Genomic DNA, 15,072 nt, shown 5'->3' on the forward strand with positions numbered 1-15,072 from the left:
GATGAAACCTTGGTATATTTAACTAACTTTAGCTGCATAATTTGCTAGTAACTTATTCACTTGAGCCTTTGGCGTTTTAGCTAGCCGCTTAATAAGACTAAATGGAATGTCTGCTAGCCCATAGCGCACACTTATATCATTTAGCATAATTACCCATAGCTCGGCTGTCATTTGGGCATCAAATAATGCTCTATGAAAACTACCGTCAACAGCAATATTTTTATAATTTATTAACGTGCCTAACTTATGATTAGGGGCATCTTGATAAATACGTCGTGATACTAATAAAGAGCAAGTAAACTCGCCGGGAACAACTCGTCCTAAACGTGCTAATTCAGCGTCGAGAAAACGGCTATCAAAAGAAGCGTTATGGGCTAATAAGTTACTTTCACCAATAAAGTCAGCAAAATCAGTCATTACTTTTGCACAAGGTGGTGCTACCGCTAACATCCTATTATTGATGCCGGTATAGTTTTCAATAAAACTATTTATGCGTCGACCCGGGTTCATTAAGGCTTGAAACTTATCGGTAATTATACCGTTTTCAAGCTTTACAGCGCCAATTTCAATAGCGCGATCACCTTGATCGGGAGATAAGCCTGTGGTTTCAAAATCGAGTACGACAATAGAATTAGCTAACACTAATGCATCCTTTAGAAATGGTAGAGCAAATAATGCCAAATTATCTCACAATAATTTAAATTACACATCACGGCAACAGTTCAAAGTTGCGATTAATAAGCACACCTTTTCATGATAAATAGTAAGCAAAGTAAAAAATTTAACTTATCTTAACTTATGTAAAATTAACAACCTAAGTCTAGGGTGTACCATTAGTCATTACATTATTATAATATCTCTTAATTGAATACCGAGGTTTTGATACCCGTAGTTTCATTATTAATTTCTTTAAGGTTCCTTATGATAGCTACCAACCAGCTAGCGTTATTTCTTGATGTTGTTCAGCAAGGCTCTTTTGCCAAAGCCGCAACATTACACGATATGGATAACTCATCGTTATCAAAGCAAATTAAAAAACTAGAAACGAGTTTAGGTGTTCAGTTACTGAATCGGTCTACCCGTTCTTTTTCGCTAACGCCTGCTGGAGAAGAAATTCTCGCTCAAACTCATTTGCTTATATCAACGCTAGACCAAATACAAAACATTGCTGATTCTTACCAAACCACACCTAAAGGTCATATTAGAATTGCCTCGTCAATTGCCTTTGGTCAAATGTATTTGCAACCGGCTATTTCTCGTTATATGAAAAAATTTCCGGAGGTAAAAATTACCCTGTCGTTAGATGATAAACGAAATGACATTATTGCCGATCACTTTGACTTGGCATTTCGAGTGGGCAAGCTTACTGAGTCAAATTTAATTGCAAAAAAAATCGCCAACACCAATTTTGCTCTTGTTGCCTCTAAAGACTTTGTTGCGCAATATGGCTACCCTAAAACGCCTGAAGAACTTATAGATTTACCCGCCGTTGTATACAGTAATGGCAACGTAACTTTAGATTTATTAAAGATGAGTGAGTCACCAAGCAGTGATATTTTTAATAATTACAAAATGAAAGGTAACTATAAAGTTAGCGACGTTAAATCAATTATTGACGCGGTACAACATGGTATAGGCTATACCTTGCTTGATCTTTTTAATTTAGAAAAACCGATCAGCGAGTTAAATTTAGTGCCGCTGTTAACAGACCACAAAATTTCAATGCTGGATACAGGTATTTACGCTATTTATCCACACCGAAAACAAACACCACTAATTACTGAGTTCATCAGTGAATTACAAAACTATATTGGTACCCCACCCTTTTGGGAAAGCCATATTCCTAATTACCATAATTTGTACCCATTAAAAAATACATAAGACTTATAGCGTTTTAAGCTTACGTTTAGCTTCATCTGTGTGCTTAAAAAACTGATAAGGGATATTTAATTTTTTATAACAACGTGATATTTGCTTTTCAATTAATGCGTTACAGGTTGATGTTTTAATAACAACGGCTGAGAAAGCTAAACTGTGATCAACTCTATATTTCAAGGTTTTACAAAGTGCTGCTTCCGCCTCAGGAGTAAAAATACTCTCAGCGTGCAAAATAATTATTTGATGCCACGTTTTATGTGTAAAATTAGGCACAAGCTTTTTTAACGCTTGATCAAGTTTCTCAATAATTTCAATATTAAACGGCCCCGACGCTTCGATAACAAGCTGCTCATCACTGTTTTTGATCACATAATTTCCGTGTGCTACAAATGACATATTTTCCTCCTCTACAAATTTTACAGATTGTATTAATACTATTTTTGGATGCTCAACGATTTATATGAACAGAGTAGAGCCGACAATTTAAGGTTTATTTTTCTACCTTAACAATTTTAGCGCCATGAAAATGCACCGTTTCACCTTGTAAAATTGCACTGCCGTACAGAAGGTTATTATTAAAATTAATATGCAAAGTTACATAGTCACCGTAACCCTCTTCAAACCACGCGGCTAAATATGTGTTATCAGCTACTTCAAATGCAGTGTAAGGAAATGGTCCCCACCACTTCTCTGGTTTTGAGCCCGTTAAGTATTGGTAACTTACCCCATCAGGTGCAAACTTCACATGATAAGAACGCCCACTGGTATAATTGTATGAAATAGCGGTGCCATCAAGTGCCCGTGTCGAAGGCTTCAAGTCATCAGCAAAAACATTATTTGCGCTTGTAATTAACCACACTACAAAAGCGAATTTATAAAATATTTTCATCATTAATCTCCTTAGTCTTTCCAAACGCGGTACCTAACTTCAAGCTTAACTGCAACACTAACCCCGCTATTAGATAAACTAAAAACCAAAGTCAGTGCCAATTAATATTCGTTACGGTTAGTAAAAATATCGCTAGCTTATACACTAAAATTCTTCAACAAAACTCATGTATTGCTTTAAGTCACCAACAACCGCTTCATTAAGTAGCGCACCGGTTTCAATGGCATAAGGTTGATTAAAGTGTATATCCCACAAGTCTGATTCTTTTCGCCAATGTTCATAAATAACTAATGTGTCGTCTTTTCCGTCAATTGTGTAGAGATCGAAAACTAAATTACCCTGCTCTTGTCGGGTGTTCTCTACGTGGCTTTCAAAGCGTGTTAACAATTGCTGGCGATATGCAGGTTTAATATCAAAAATAAAGAATACAGAGAATACATCGTCAGCTTCGTGCACTTTTTTAGTGTTACTTTCGTGTAAAGGTGTAGGTGCTGTGTTGTTAAGCACCATTACTGTTGGAGCTGCTTTTGAAGCACTTTCTAGCATGCCTAAAACATTTTTTACATAGCTTTGTTCTGCATGATAGTCTAAAGCAGCTTGGTCTTGAAAACGCTCATAAGCGAAGAAAACACCCGCTTGATTTTTATCTTGAAATAAGCGTAATTCTAAACAACCTTGCTCACTTTCTGCACCTTGCTTATCAACAACAAGCGCTGCTTTAAATGTTTCAATTTGCTCAGGTTTAATATCAAACTTTACGATTTGTGTGATCATGTTAATGTCCAACTCTATAATTTATTGAAAACATTAAGACCTCAATAATAGATCTTAATGTAAAACAGACTAGTTATACTTCAGTTAAAATAGTTTCATAAGGTAATCGAGATTTAGGTAACGCCGCATTAAAGTCATTTTTTGCATCGCTATAACCAAGGGTTACAATAAATAAACTTGAAAAGCCCTTTTCTGTTAAGCCAAATTCTTTATCGAGTACACCAGTATCAATTCCTTCCATAGGAGTAGCGTCAATACCGAGTGCAGAAACACCAAGTAAAAACTGTCCTAAATTTAGGTAAACTTGCTTATCCATCCAATGTTTTACATCGTTAAGCTGACCTTTGTGCAAATCAATAAACATTTTTCGTCCTGCATCCATACCCGCACGAAATGTTTCAGGGTCACCAGCAAATCGGCCATCAGTTTCTTCTTGAGCTAGCAGTGCTTTTAAATGTTCTTCATCAGCTTCTAAACGACTCGCAAATACAATGACATTTGAAGCATTATGAATTGAAGGACTATTAAACGGATAAAGCTCATCGGTAGACTTTGCTATTCTGCTTTTGCCTTCGGCTGTTGATGCCATGACAAAATGCCAAGGCTGAAGATTAACGCTTGAAGGACTAAATCTTAGTAAAGCTTTAACTTTATCAATATCTTCAGCTGATATTTTTTTGCTTGCGTCATAAGCTTTAACGGTTTTTCTTTTTTGACTGTAATAGGTAATGTCGTTATTCATTCTAAACCTCGGTAAATTTATATTTTGAGAAGCTTTCGGTTAAAAAAGTTAACTAAAGTGTCATTAAAAACCCGCTAAAACAATTTTGCCTTTCGCTTTGCCTGACTCTAAAAATTGATGCGCTTTACGTAAATTTTCAGCGTTAATAGTGCCAAAGTTTTCGCCTAACGTTGTTTTGATTTTTCCAGCGTCAATCAAGTTAGCCACTTCATTAAGTAAATCATGTTGTGCTTGCATATCAGGTGTTTGAAACAATGAACGTGTAAACATAAGCTCCCAATGTACAGAAATGGCTTTGGCTTTAAATGGCATAATATCGAGCACTTCAGGATCATCAATCAAACCAAATTTGCCTTGAGGTTTAATAACTTTCTCTATTTCCACAAGGTGTGAATCGGTATTATTTAAACTCACGACATAATCAACTTGCGCTAAGTTTTGTTCGCTAAATTCATCGCTTAATTTGTTACGGTGGTTAACGATATGGTCAGCACCTAAGTCTTGTAACCAAGCAATAGTTTCAGGGCGAGAAGCCGATGCAATAATAGTTAAATCCGTTAATTGCTTAAGTAATTGCACCATGATTGAACCAACACCACCGGCAGCACCAATGACTAAAATACTTTTAGCACTGTCGTTTTTAGATACTTCTAAGCGATCAAACAACATTTCCCAAGCAGTTAGCGTTGTTAAAGGTAACGCTGCTGCATCACTAAAAGATAATGATTTAGGCATTGCGCCCACTATACGTTCATCAACTAATTGCATTTCTGCATTACTGCCGGAACGAGTTAGGTCACCGGCATACCAAACTTTATCGCCAGGTTGAAATAATGTCACTTTATCGCCTACGGCTTTTACAATGCCAGTAGCATCCCAACCAATGACTTTCCATTCATCTTCTGGAGCTGGAGTGCTAGCTCTAATTTTATAATCTACCGGGTTAACAGAAATGGCTTTTACTTCAACTAAAATGTCGTGCCCTGTTGCAACGGGTTGTGTAAGTTCAATATCTTGTAATGAGTTTTTATCTTCAATAGGTAAGTTTTTTTGGTATGCAATAGCTTTCATGTTGTTCTCTCGTGGTTCGTTTTAATGCGGTTATTATGACGGTCTGATTTATAAAATAAATGGTCAAAAAATCAAATTATTATGGACAATATATTCCACAATAAAAGTAAAGCTTTCAATCTGCTTTACTTAGTCATGCTTTAGTTAGGTATGCTTTTAAGTAAGTTATATACTCAAACACTATTTAATAAGACCTTCATAAGGTCTGTGGCTACAATATTCAAAACGATATATATGCTCAATTTCACCTCTCCAATCACGCTTACCGGGCGACTCTAACTAAATGTGGCGTTAATTAATTTTACAGTTCTTTCAATTATGGAATAAAAACTCCACAGCATTTGGACTATTCCACTCTTTTTTAAGCTCGGTAAATTAATCATAATTCTCATCATTAATTTTAAGAGGATTTATAAAATGAAAATATTAAAAACAGGTTTAGGATTTTTACTGAGCTTTAGTCTATTAAGTAGTAGCCTAGTTGCTAAAGAGCTTGTTAAAAATGAACCTTACCTTGAGCTAGAGCAGGCCGCAGCAGGTATTGCATATACTTCAGACAAGCGCCTTTTTATAACTTACCATCCTTTTTATAATCCAAAAATTAAAGTAGCAGAGCGCTTAAATAATGGTGATATTGTTCCGTTTCCAAGTGCTGAGATGCAAACAGCTTATAAAGCAGATGGTAGTTTAAAAAATCCAGGTGATTACTTAAATTGGGTATTAAGTAGCCGAACTGATGGTAAAGGTACACTGTGGATTTTAGACTCTGGCCAAGCAGAGCCTAGAATTACACCTAAACTTGTTGCTTGGGATTTAAAGAAAAATCAGCTTAAAAAAGTTATTTATTTACCAGAAGGGGTTACCTTAAAAGAATCACAACATAACGATTTTGCCATTTCAACTAAGCATAATCTCATTGTTATTTCTGATGAAGGAATAGCAGCAGGTCCTATTGGCGATAAAGCGGCACTTGTTGTAATTAATACCGAAACAGGCTTAAGTCGTCGTGTTTTACAAGGAAACCACAGTGTAATGCCAAATATGAAAATGCCAATGTTAATGGATAAAAACACTCCGTTTGAAAAATCAGTTGATTTATTTATTGGCGTTGACGGCATCGCATTAGACAAACAGCAGCAATGGTTATATTTTACCACCGTAAACCACACTAAGGTCTACAGAATTAATATCGCCGAATTGGCTGACTTTTCACAAAACAGTGTAACGCTTGCGGCCAAAGTCGAAGAATATGCCGATAAGCCGATGAACGGTGGTTTAACCATTGATTCAGCAGGTAATCTTTATTTATGTGAAATAGGCACGCGCACTATTGGTGTAATTCCTGCTGATACACGACAATATAAAGAGTTTACATCAAATGAAAATATGGTGTGGCCTGACGGTTTAAATGCAGGCCCTGATGGATTTTTATATACCTCGGCAGCACAAGTTTCGTTATCCCCTGCTTTTAATAACGGCAAAGCACTTAATAAACCACCTTATATAATTTACCGCTTCGAGCCCTTAGCCAAGCCATTAATGGGTCGATAATTCAGTACTTCCCTTTTACTAAACTTTACTTGGTAGCAAAACATAGCTTTATTTAAAACAGTCTGCATAATAATGTAGGCTGTATTAAATTATATTAAAGATTATGACGCTCATCTGACTAAATCTATAATGCTTATTTGTCATGCATTCAATTTTTTAAAATTACCTAACCCTTGATCTAGAAGGCGAAGTTGATTAGTTTTATAAAGATACTTTTCAGCGCTTCATAAATCAGTCAGCCTTTAATAGGTAAAGGGAAGTAAAATGGAACCACTTAATATTTTAGTCACTCAACTTCGCGAAATAGCGCGAGGTGCGATTGAAGTAATGCCACAACTATTAATAGCTTTAGTTATAGTATTGATAACGTACGCGTTTGCCAAATTAGCCAGAAGCATTGCAAAGCGTATACTACAAAAAACCAAACTTCGTAAAAGCCTGATTAATCTATTAATACTTTTCTCCTCTATTACTATTTGGATTATTGGTTTGATGATTGCGGCCATTATTGCTTTTCCTGACTTAACTCCAACTAAAATGCTGGCGGGTTTAGGTATTGGATCGGTTGCCATTGGTTTTGCTTTTAAAGATATTTTTGAAAACTTTTTAGCCGGTATTATTATCTTGCTGCGTAAGGAAATGCGCATAAATGATTTTATCGCCTGTGAAGGCTATGAAGGAACTGTTGAATCTATACTGGTGCGTGAAACACATATTCGTCAACCTGATGGTGAATTGGTGATACTGCCAAATAGTATGCTTTTTAAAAATCCATTAACCATCAGAACGGATATCGCCCAAAGAAGAACCACCATTATTTGTGGCGTTGCTTACGGTGAAAATGTAGATGAAGCAAGGTCAGTCATTAAACAAGCGGTAACAGACTGTAAAACTGTGATCACTGATTCTCGACCGGTACAAATATTCGCCAATGAATTCGCAGATTCTTCAATAAATTTTGAAGTGACTTGGTGGACAGGTTCGAAGCCAATAAACATTAGAGAATCAAGAGACGAAGTAATAGCAGCAGTCAAATCAGCCTTAGATAAGTCAGGTATTGAAATACCATTTCCTTACCGAACGCTAACCTTTAATCAGCCGCTTCAAGTTAAGACAGATCTTAATAATAATGAGACGGATGATTAGTTAAAGTACATTCAAGAGTTGTTCTTAGCTTCTAGCAACTTTATTTGTGCAGCTATTTCTTCAGCTTCAGCGGTGATCATTGAATAACCTTTAATATTACCGTTTCTTTGTGCATGCATTGCAAGTGCTAACTTGGCTTCGTAGCGCTTATTTAATTTTTTTAAAGGATCTGACTTAAATATTGAAAACATAATAAATGACCAATAAGTTAACTTATGAAGGTTATACGGTGTAAATGGCATTTAAGATTTTATTTCAACACAAATTTTTATAAAAATCTTTATCTATAAACTAACTGTAAATATATTTAGTTTATATACTTGTATCAATCAAAGTAAAAATTCGATTACTTTACAGTTTTCAATAAAATACTTTAATTGAGAAAATAGCATCATTATTTAATGCTATCGGTATACAAATTATTCAGGGTTATCGGTATAGTATAAAGCTAACTATTTAATACAAAAAATATATGTTACTCATACTTAGTCTTTGCACATTTATTATTCTTATTTTTACTTTGCTGCCATTATCACGACATCCACATTGGATTATCAGGGGCATGGATTTTCCACGTTTACAGTTTATGTTATTTGCCGCTGCGCTGGTAATTGCACAGTTACTTTTATTAGATAGAGCAGCAATAAGTACTCAGGCATTAATTCTTGCTACTTCAGCTTGTTTACTATGGCAATTATGGTGGATATTGCCATTTACACCGTTGTGGCGTAAAGAGGTTAAATCTTCAAATGATTACGCTACTGAAAAGCAGCTAAGCATACTCACTTCGAATGTATTCACCCCAAACCGTAACGCTAAAGCTTTAATTAACTTGGTCAATCATTACAAACCAGATGTTTTAGTTACCTTAGAATCCGATCAGTGGTGGCAAGATCAGCTCGAAGCAATAGAAGCTGACATGCCTTATAGCGTTAAATGCCCACTCGATAACTTGTACGGCATGCATGTTTATTCTCGACTTCCATTAGATGAACAAGAAATATCTTACTTGGTTGAGCAAGACGTGCCTTCGATACATGTTTGCTTAACACTTCGAACTGGCGATAAAGTGCGTGCTCATTTTCTTCACCCTGCTCCACCTAGTCCAACAGAGAATCCAGAGTCATCAGAGCGTGATGCAGAATTAGTTATAGTTGCTAAAAGTGTTGCTGACAGTAATCAACCTGTGATTGTTACCGGCGACCTTAACGACGTTGCTTGGTCGGCAACCACACGACTATTTCGTAAAATTAGTGGCTTGTTAGATCCCCGTGTTGGTCGTGGCGCATTTAACACTTTTCATGTCGCTTACCCTATTGCGCGTTGGCCGTTAGACCATTTATTTCACAGCTCACATTTTACGTTGCGTGATATTAAGCGTTTACCGTCTATTGACTCTGATCACTTTCCTTTGTTAACTCGCTTGGTTTTTGCATCACCCAATGGGAATAATCAGCAAGGTATTAAACCTGAGGCTGAAGAAAAAGCTTGGTCAGAAAAAATCACTAATAACCAACAAGTAAGTAAAAGTGATGTTCCAACGCCGGCTGAATAGCAAAAGTAAGACAGTGTAGATATTAGTGACTGTACTGACAGGGTTTAACAAAAATGTAGTAAAAATGTAGTAATAGCGGCTTAATTATTTACCGGTTGATTTTTAATGGGAAAGTGAAAAAGCAGAATAGTTAAATTAAATTGCTATGATAAAAAAAGCTTAGTATTTCGACTAAGCTTTTTATTTTCAGCGTATTATTTTCACTAGATACTTACATTTGCTTATCAATACGCACTGTATCGTTGGCAAGATAAACCATTCTAACCGCATCTTTACGTTGAAATAACATACGATGATCTAAGTCTTGTATCACCATATATTCATCTCCGTTATCTACTTTTATCATAAGCTCAACTAACAACAGGGTCTCTTCATGATATTGTGGATTCTTGTCATGAGCGATAGAACCGCCGATAATCGCACCTAATATCGTTGCAACACCTCGGCCACTGCCACTGCCAAATTGATTACCTATAGCGCCGCCAATTAATGCTCCACCAAAGGTTTTCCAACCCGAGTTTTTATCCTGGATTAATTCACGTTCGGTAATGTTGCGCACAGATAACACTTGCCCAAATAACACTTTTTCAACCGGTACTGCTTTGTTGCGCTCATAATCAGCATTCGCCATTGGAATTAATGCCAACCAACAAATTATCGTTATATAGATTGCTTTCATTTCGCTCACCTTTTTACTTGAAAAATTGTATTTGAAAAGTAGCTTCGCTAAAGCTGCCATTTACCAACCTACGGACTCTTTCGCTTTCGTTTTACGTATTTCGGTCTCGTCTGCCCATTCAACTAAACCACTTTCAAGGTCCATTAAACGTAAGGTAAATTTATAGTAAACATCGGTTTTATCTTGATTACTTTTTACAATGCTCGATAAGTTACCGTACAACATATATTGAGCGCCAATTTGACGACCAAACTGTGTCGCTTTGCTTGGATCTACCATACCGCCATCGTGTTGAAATTTAAGTTGCTCGCGTGCTGCTTCTACTCGGCCCATATCAACAAAACGAAACTTACCTGAACGTAAAAGCTTAGTAGAAATAGAGTCAGTAATTGACTCAGTATCGATATGCTCACTGGTTTTGTTTTTTAAGCGTTCTACAAACATTACCGGACGTGTATTTTGCGTTAATGTGCCAACAACCGGTGACAAAAACAACGAATCGGTCATTTGAGCCGCTACTTTTTGTAAATCTGTTGAACCAAAATTAATATCAGTTGTTTCTACTGCGGTAGCATCACCATAGCGAACAACAGATTTATTAGCACAACCCGCTGCAAATACAAGGGTCAAGCCGAGAGTGGTTACTAGTGCTAATTTATTCATAATACTATTCCTTAACAATTAATATTCGTATGCTTTTTCGGGGATTTCGCGAACATAAACACTAAAAGTGCTGACCTTAGTATTCGGGGCTAATCCTCGCAAAGTTGTAGATTGTTTACCATGTAATTCCACCGGAACCCATGGTGTTTTTCCAGCTTCAATAACAAAGCCTGCTTCGTCAAACCAGTTGAAATGATATTGTAATTTCTGTGATTTCTCATAACGACTAGTTAACGTTAAGTTTATTTCGAGTAAGTCATTTGATTTACGTGATTTTACGTCGCTGATAAATAACCGCTTTGCTAAATCAGCATTATGTACTTCAAGATGCTTACTAAAGTCATCACCTTGTGTCATCGCACTAGTACCAGTACCTGCAGTTACGGGTGGGGTTTTATTGGCACAACCTGCTATAACCATAGTGCTGAGCAATATCATCGCTAAACTGCTGGTAACTTTTTTACTCGTACTTGTAGTAATCTTGCTGTTAAACATATTACCTCCTAAATCATGTCTCATTGAAACAAATTATAAATTAACGCTTTGATAGTCAATATGACGACCAATAGCTGAAAGACTAATTAAGCTAATTCTATTGGGTTGAACATCAATCTCAATAGATTTTTGTTGTCCATCTAGCTGTATTTGCAAGACCTGTTTACCCGAAGCAGTATTGAAACGAATGATATCAACTTGATCAGGCAAGGTACTCCAACTGCGCGTATCTGCTTTTTCAGAAGCAATATTATATATACTCGCTAAAATGTTACCTACATCGCCTGCTTCACGACTAAGTTTTTGGCGCACTTGCTCTTTGGCAACTACGCGCACGACTTGTCGGGTTAACAGTGACGGCAAGTGATCTTTTAAATCCTTCGCTGCTAGTGACTGAATACGTACAATTTCATTACTTTGAAACGTTTGTCCTGCATTCTGTAGTGTCAATTTATTGTGCTGTATTAAAGCACCTTCATATACTGGTAAAGAAAAGCTAAAAAACTTCAAGCCGTTATTGCTTCGACCTACTGGCAAGTTTAAACCAACATCTTGTTTACTGTTTACTATGTCTCGTTCCACAAGTACAACAACGCTACCTTGCCCTGATAATGTTTTTTCTTGATACTTGCCAAAACGTTGTTGAAAAGCGATTAAATCGTCTTGCATACCCAGTTTACTAGCTAATCTTAAAACATCTTGTTGCAAGTAGGGATTATCAGGATAAATTTCTATCGCGCGCTTAAAGTCGATATAGGCATCATTTAATTCACCACTGGCCTCATACAAAATCCCAGAAAGATAAAAAGTAAAAGCATTTTGAAAGCCATTTTTTACTTTCCCAATAGCTCTGTCCATATTGGGGTAGCCACCTTGCAAGCTGTCGGTGCTCATACCTGAATTATTTAGCTCATTTTGGGCTTTATATATTTCTTCTTTATAAACATTAAGCGCCGTTTCTTGTACTAAATTTGCACGACGTATTTCAACTAACGCACCAGACAAATCATGCTGAAATAAATAATTTAACGCTTGGTAACTATGTAACATGCCCTGTTCGTAATAAGGTACTTCATATGAGGTAGCATTGTCATTACTGACTACGGCGCCTAATTTCTCGATACCTTTACTGACTTGAATTTTTGCTTTGTTACGTTGTGCTTCTATCTCAGTATATGCCTGAGCAAATGTTTGCTGGCTGGCAGACCAATTATGCGCTAAAAACTCTAATCGCCCTCTTTCGAGTAAACTTAATATATAGGTATTATTACTTTGATCGCGTTCGTTTAGTTGGCTTTTTGCTTTTACGAAGTCGCCTTGAAGCATTGCCGCTTTTACGGGTTTCATTTGGCTATTGTAGCCCTGAAATAAATCGTTGAGCTGAAAAGTTGCACAACCTGATATAACAATAAGAAGTAAGATCAATAAGGTTCGCTTTAAAAGGCAATTCAACATTAAATTAATTAATTTCCTTAAATTATGGTTTCGCACTTTAAACGTTTAACAATACCTGTGAAGGTATTCGAATGTTTAATTATACATACTCTGCCAAACGGTTTGAATATTTAAACTGCATTCAATCAATATACCGTTAGAAGTGCAAGTGGCTTGATTGAGTAATAACGAACAATTAGGGGGTTGAATAAAACGCAGAAGTTTAGCTAGTAGAGCATTCGAAGGTCATCAATAAAATTTGTCAGCATAGGATAAAGTAAGCTTATTTAGAGGGAGAAGCCATAGTTACTTTGTGAAAAATTTAAGTATTATTTTTATTAACTTGATTTGAGTAAACAGTAAACAACAAACAGTGTTCTAAATGACTATTCATTGTTTACTCGCCTTACCTACCTAATAATTTAAAATAGAGACTAGAGAAAATAAGCTGCTAATCTAAAAAATCAATCATTCATAAGCATTAATTAGCTGTTAACGTTGGTAACTAACTTGCTGTTATAAACCTACGTTTTAACCAGTAATCAAGGCTGACATAGCGACCACCACCGATAAAGAATAGCGCTAGAAGCATAATAAAATATGTTGCAGCAAACTCAATACCGTTATTTAAAATCGTGATATTTCCGCTACTAGTAAGCCATTCGTAATTACCATGCTCTTGTAAAATAGAAATAATCATCTCTTTCTTTTCAACAGAGGCCTCTACGCGTTCATTTGCAAACGGCGCGTTAGCATCGGCAATAGCTTGCCAACCGTATTGTCCGTGTACAGATGTCATGGCGATAATCATGGTAAACATCATGGGAATAGCCATTAAGCGCACGCCTAATCCTAACAATAATGCAATAGCTCCAATAGCTTCAGCACCTATCGCTAATATCGCAAGAATAAATGGAAAGGGTAAACCTAGCCCCCAATCATCATTACCAAACCATTGCACAATATTGTCAAAACCCTCTATTTTATGAGTACCCGCCATCCAAAAAATAGGCACTAAATATAAACGCATTAACAGGGGAGCAATAAAATCTAACTTTTTAGTCGAGTTTAATATCCCGTAGCCCTTTTCCAATATTGCTTTTACCATATTATTTTCCTATTCACTTTAATGTGTTGTGTAATGTTTTAGTCTAGCTCAAATTTTATTGTCCAATAATTAGCGCAAATCAAACTTTTAAAACTATGCCTTACTGATGAATTTGACCTTGCAAGTTACTTTACAATTTCATTATTTTTTTTACTTAGCTTAGCGAAAAGAAATACATTATTTTTTGAAATAAAAAGTACGTTAGACGGTTCGGTAATAAAAAAGCGATAAATCAACTGGGTTAACATTTCTTATTTAGCTTGTAAAAAAATGTAAGCAACTGAAACTAATTGTAAAAATATTATTTGTATTTTATAGGAAGAATTTTATTTTGATGATGAAGTAATTTTAACTTCGGGCCTAACGTTAAAAAAAAGAATAAAAAAAACTGTAAAAAAAAATAAATATTTTTTACAGTTTTATAAGTAAGGTCGATAATTAACACATCACTATGATGCTATATGTTGGTAAAAAATTACTTTTTACCAACTAAAAACAGTAAAAACGCAGTGATAAAAGTGATAATAGAATGTTATTAACTCAGTATTTCACCAGAATTATTGTCTTGCTCTGTCAAACATCTAGTTTATTCAAGATTTATTCAAGATAATAAACAGCCTGCTCTGGTTAGTTCTGCTTTGTTCTGTTCTATTTCACTTTATAAATAATGCTTTCAGTTACACTACTTCTAGAAACACAGCGCCATTTTAAAGATTATAGCGAAGGCTTATAACGTTTCGATCTCGGCTAAAGCTTGAGTAAACTCAGGAAGCTCTAGTTCAAAACAGTCTTCGTTTTCTTGCCAATTAAGGCCGATAATAACGCCATCTTCGAGTAAGTCTTCAACCCAAAACTCCATCCAATCAGCAACAGATATAGCAGCAGGCACATAGTCTGCCCATTCTTCGACACAATGGCTTTTCGCTAATGTCTCGGTTGACCAAAGCGGCATAACTTCTGTATTTTCAAAATTTACTGAGTCAAGTACCACCCAATCTTCGCTATTTTTATCTTGTAGAGCCCAAAACTCTTGTGTGTCTTTAACTTGCTGCAAAAATGACTTTACTGTTGTATCTGTACTCATTGG

17 protein-coding genes are annotated in these 15,072 nt (G+C 35.9%); 4 read left to right on the plus strand and 13 right to left on the minus strand.

The features are described 5' to 3' along the window. Positions 1 to 18: 18 nt before the first annotated feature. Entirely contained in the window at positions 19 to 642 is a 624-nt protein-coding gene (locus tag B6A32_RS07720; RefSeq protein ID WP_085302645.1) for a 3'-5' exonuclease, read from the minus strand. 279 nt (positions 643 to 921) lie between these two features. On the opposite strand from B6A32_RS07720, the gene B6A32_RS07725 reads away from it, so the two are divergent. Continuing rightward, a complete protein-coding gene (locus tag B6A32_RS07725) occupies positions 922 to 1,881 on the plus strand; it encodes a LysR family transcriptional regulator (protein WP_085302647.1) in 960 nt (319 codons plus the stop codon). Positions 1,882 to 1,884: 3 nt separating this feature from the next. Here the strand turns inward: B6A32_RS07725 and B6A32_RS07730 are convergent, their stop codons facing one another. From B6A32_RS07730 to B6A32_RS07750, 5 genes are all read right to left on the minus strand, one after another. After that, positions 1,885 to 2,274 carry a hypothetical protein gene (locus B6A32_RS07730; protein WP_085302649.1) on the minus strand — a complete coding sequence of 130 codons (390 nt, stop codon included), beginning with the start codon at positions 2,272 to 2,274 and terminating at the stop codon, positions 1,885 to 1,887. A 94-nt stretch (positions 2,275 to 2,368) separates the two neighbouring features. Beyond that, complete coding sequence (locus B6A32_RS07735; RefSeq protein ID WP_143327884.1) at positions 2,369 to 2,770, minus strand: hypothetical protein; 402 nt, start codon at positions 2,768 to 2,770, stop codon at positions 2,369 to 2,371. A gap of 141 nt (positions 2,771 to 2,911) precedes the next feature. Continuing rightward, positions 2,912 to 3,541, minus strand: coding sequence for a putative quinol monooxygenase (locus B6A32_RS07740; protein WP_085302654.1), 630 nt, complete (start codon positions 3,539 to 3,541; stop codon positions 2,912 to 2,914). Positions 3,542 to 3,614: 73 nt separating this feature from the next. Further along, complete coding sequence (nfsB, locus tag B6A32_RS07745) at positions 3,615 to 4,283, minus strand: oxygen-insensitive NAD(P)H nitroreductase (RefSeq protein WP_085302656.1); 669 nt, start codon at positions 4,281 to 4,283, stop codon at positions 3,615 to 3,617. 63 nt (positions 4,284 to 4,346) lie between these two features. Then, the gene (locus tag B6A32_RS07750; protein ID WP_085302658.1) at positions 4,347 to 5,354 is read right to left on the minus strand and encodes a zinc-binding alcohol dehydrogenase family protein; all 1,008 of its coding nucleotides are present in this window, start codon (positions 5,352 to 5,354) and stop codon (positions 4,347 to 4,349) included. 417 nt (positions 5,355 to 5,771) lie between these two features. Between B6A32_RS07750 and B6A32_RS07755 the strand changes: the two genes are divergently transcribed. Together B6A32_RS07755 and B6A32_RS07760 are read left to right on the plus strand one after the other, a co-directional pair. Then, positions 5,772 to 6,905: an L-dopachrome tautomerase-related protein gene (locus B6A32_RS07755; RefSeq protein ID WP_085302660.1), complete on the plus strand. Its 1,134-nt coding sequence runs from the start codon at positions 5,772 to 5,774 to the stop codon at positions 6,903 to 6,905. A gap of 264 nt (positions 6,906 to 7,169) precedes the next feature. Beyond that, positions 7,170 to 8,051 (plus strand): mechanosensitive ion channel family protein, encoded by an 882-nt coding sequence (locus B6A32_RS07760; RefSeq protein WP_085302663.1) that lies wholly within the window; start codon positions 7,170 to 7,172, stop codon positions 8,049 to 8,051. A gap of 11 nt (positions 8,052 to 8,062) precedes the next feature. On the opposite strand, the gene B6A32_RS07765 is transcribed toward B6A32_RS07760, so the two are convergent. Continuing rightward, entirely contained in the window at positions 8,063 to 8,242 is a 180-nt protein-coding gene (locus B6A32_RS07765; RefSeq protein WP_085302886.1) for a DUF6435 family protein, read from the minus strand. Positions 8,243 to 8,613: 371 nt separating this feature from the next. On the opposite strand from B6A32_RS07765, the gene B6A32_RS07770 reads away from it, so the two are divergent. Continuing rightward, positions 8,614 to 9,606, plus strand: coding sequence for an endonuclease/exonuclease/phosphatase family protein (locus tag B6A32_RS07770; RefSeq protein ID WP_332888762.1), 993 nt, complete (start codon positions 8,614 to 8,616; stop codon positions 9,604 to 9,606). Positions 9,607 to 9,817: 211 nt separating this feature from the next. On the opposite strand, the gene B6A32_RS07775 is transcribed toward B6A32_RS07770, so the two are convergent. From B6A32_RS07775 to B6A32_RS07800, 6 genes are all read right to left on the minus strand, one after another. Continuing rightward, a complete protein-coding gene (locus tag B6A32_RS07775) occupies positions 9,818 to 10,285 on the minus strand; it encodes an outer membrane lipoprotein (protein WP_085302888.1) in 468 nt (155 codons plus the stop codon). Between the two features lie 60 nt (positions 10,286 to 10,345). Next, on the minus strand, positions 10,346 to 10,948 hold the full coding sequence (gene lpoB / locus B6A32_RS07780) for a penicillin-binding protein activator LpoB (RefSeq protein ID WP_085302667.1): 603 nt from the start codon (positions 10,946 to 10,948) through the stop codon (positions 10,346 to 10,348). Between the two features lie 18 nt (positions 10,949 to 10,966). Beyond that, positions 10,967 to 11,443, minus strand: coding sequence for a YcfL family protein (locus tag B6A32_RS07785; RefSeq protein ID WP_085302669.1), 477 nt, complete (start codon positions 11,441 to 11,443; stop codon positions 10,967 to 10,969). 33 nt (positions 11,444 to 11,476) lie between these two features. Then, positions 11,477 to 12,868: a COG3014 family protein gene (locus B6A32_RS07790; protein ID WP_233131356.1), complete on the minus strand. Its 1,392-nt coding sequence runs from the start codon at positions 12,866 to 12,868 to the stop codon at positions 11,477 to 11,479. 514 nt (positions 12,869 to 13,382) lie between these two features. Further along, positions 13,383 to 13,985: an HvfX family Cu-binding RiPP maturation protein gene (locus B6A32_RS07795; RefSeq protein ID WP_085302674.1), complete on the minus strand. Its 603-nt coding sequence runs from the start codon at positions 13,983 to 13,985 to the stop codon at positions 13,383 to 13,385. Positions 13,986 to 14,712: 727 nt separating this feature from the next. Beyond that, the gene (locus B6A32_RS07800) at positions 14,713 to 15,069 is read right to left on the minus strand and encodes a DUF2750 domain-containing protein (RefSeq protein ID WP_085302676.1); all 357 of its coding nucleotides are present in this window, start codon (positions 15,067 to 15,069) and stop codon (positions 14,713 to 14,715) included. Between the last annotated feature and the right edge of the window lie 3 nt (positions 15,070 to 15,072).

It is taken from the genome of Colwellia polaris (genome assembly GCF_002104515.1).
Taxonomy (GTDB): Bacteria; Pseudomonadota; Gammaproteobacteria; order Enterobacterales; family Alteromonadaceae; genus Cognaticolwellia; species Cognaticolwellia polaris.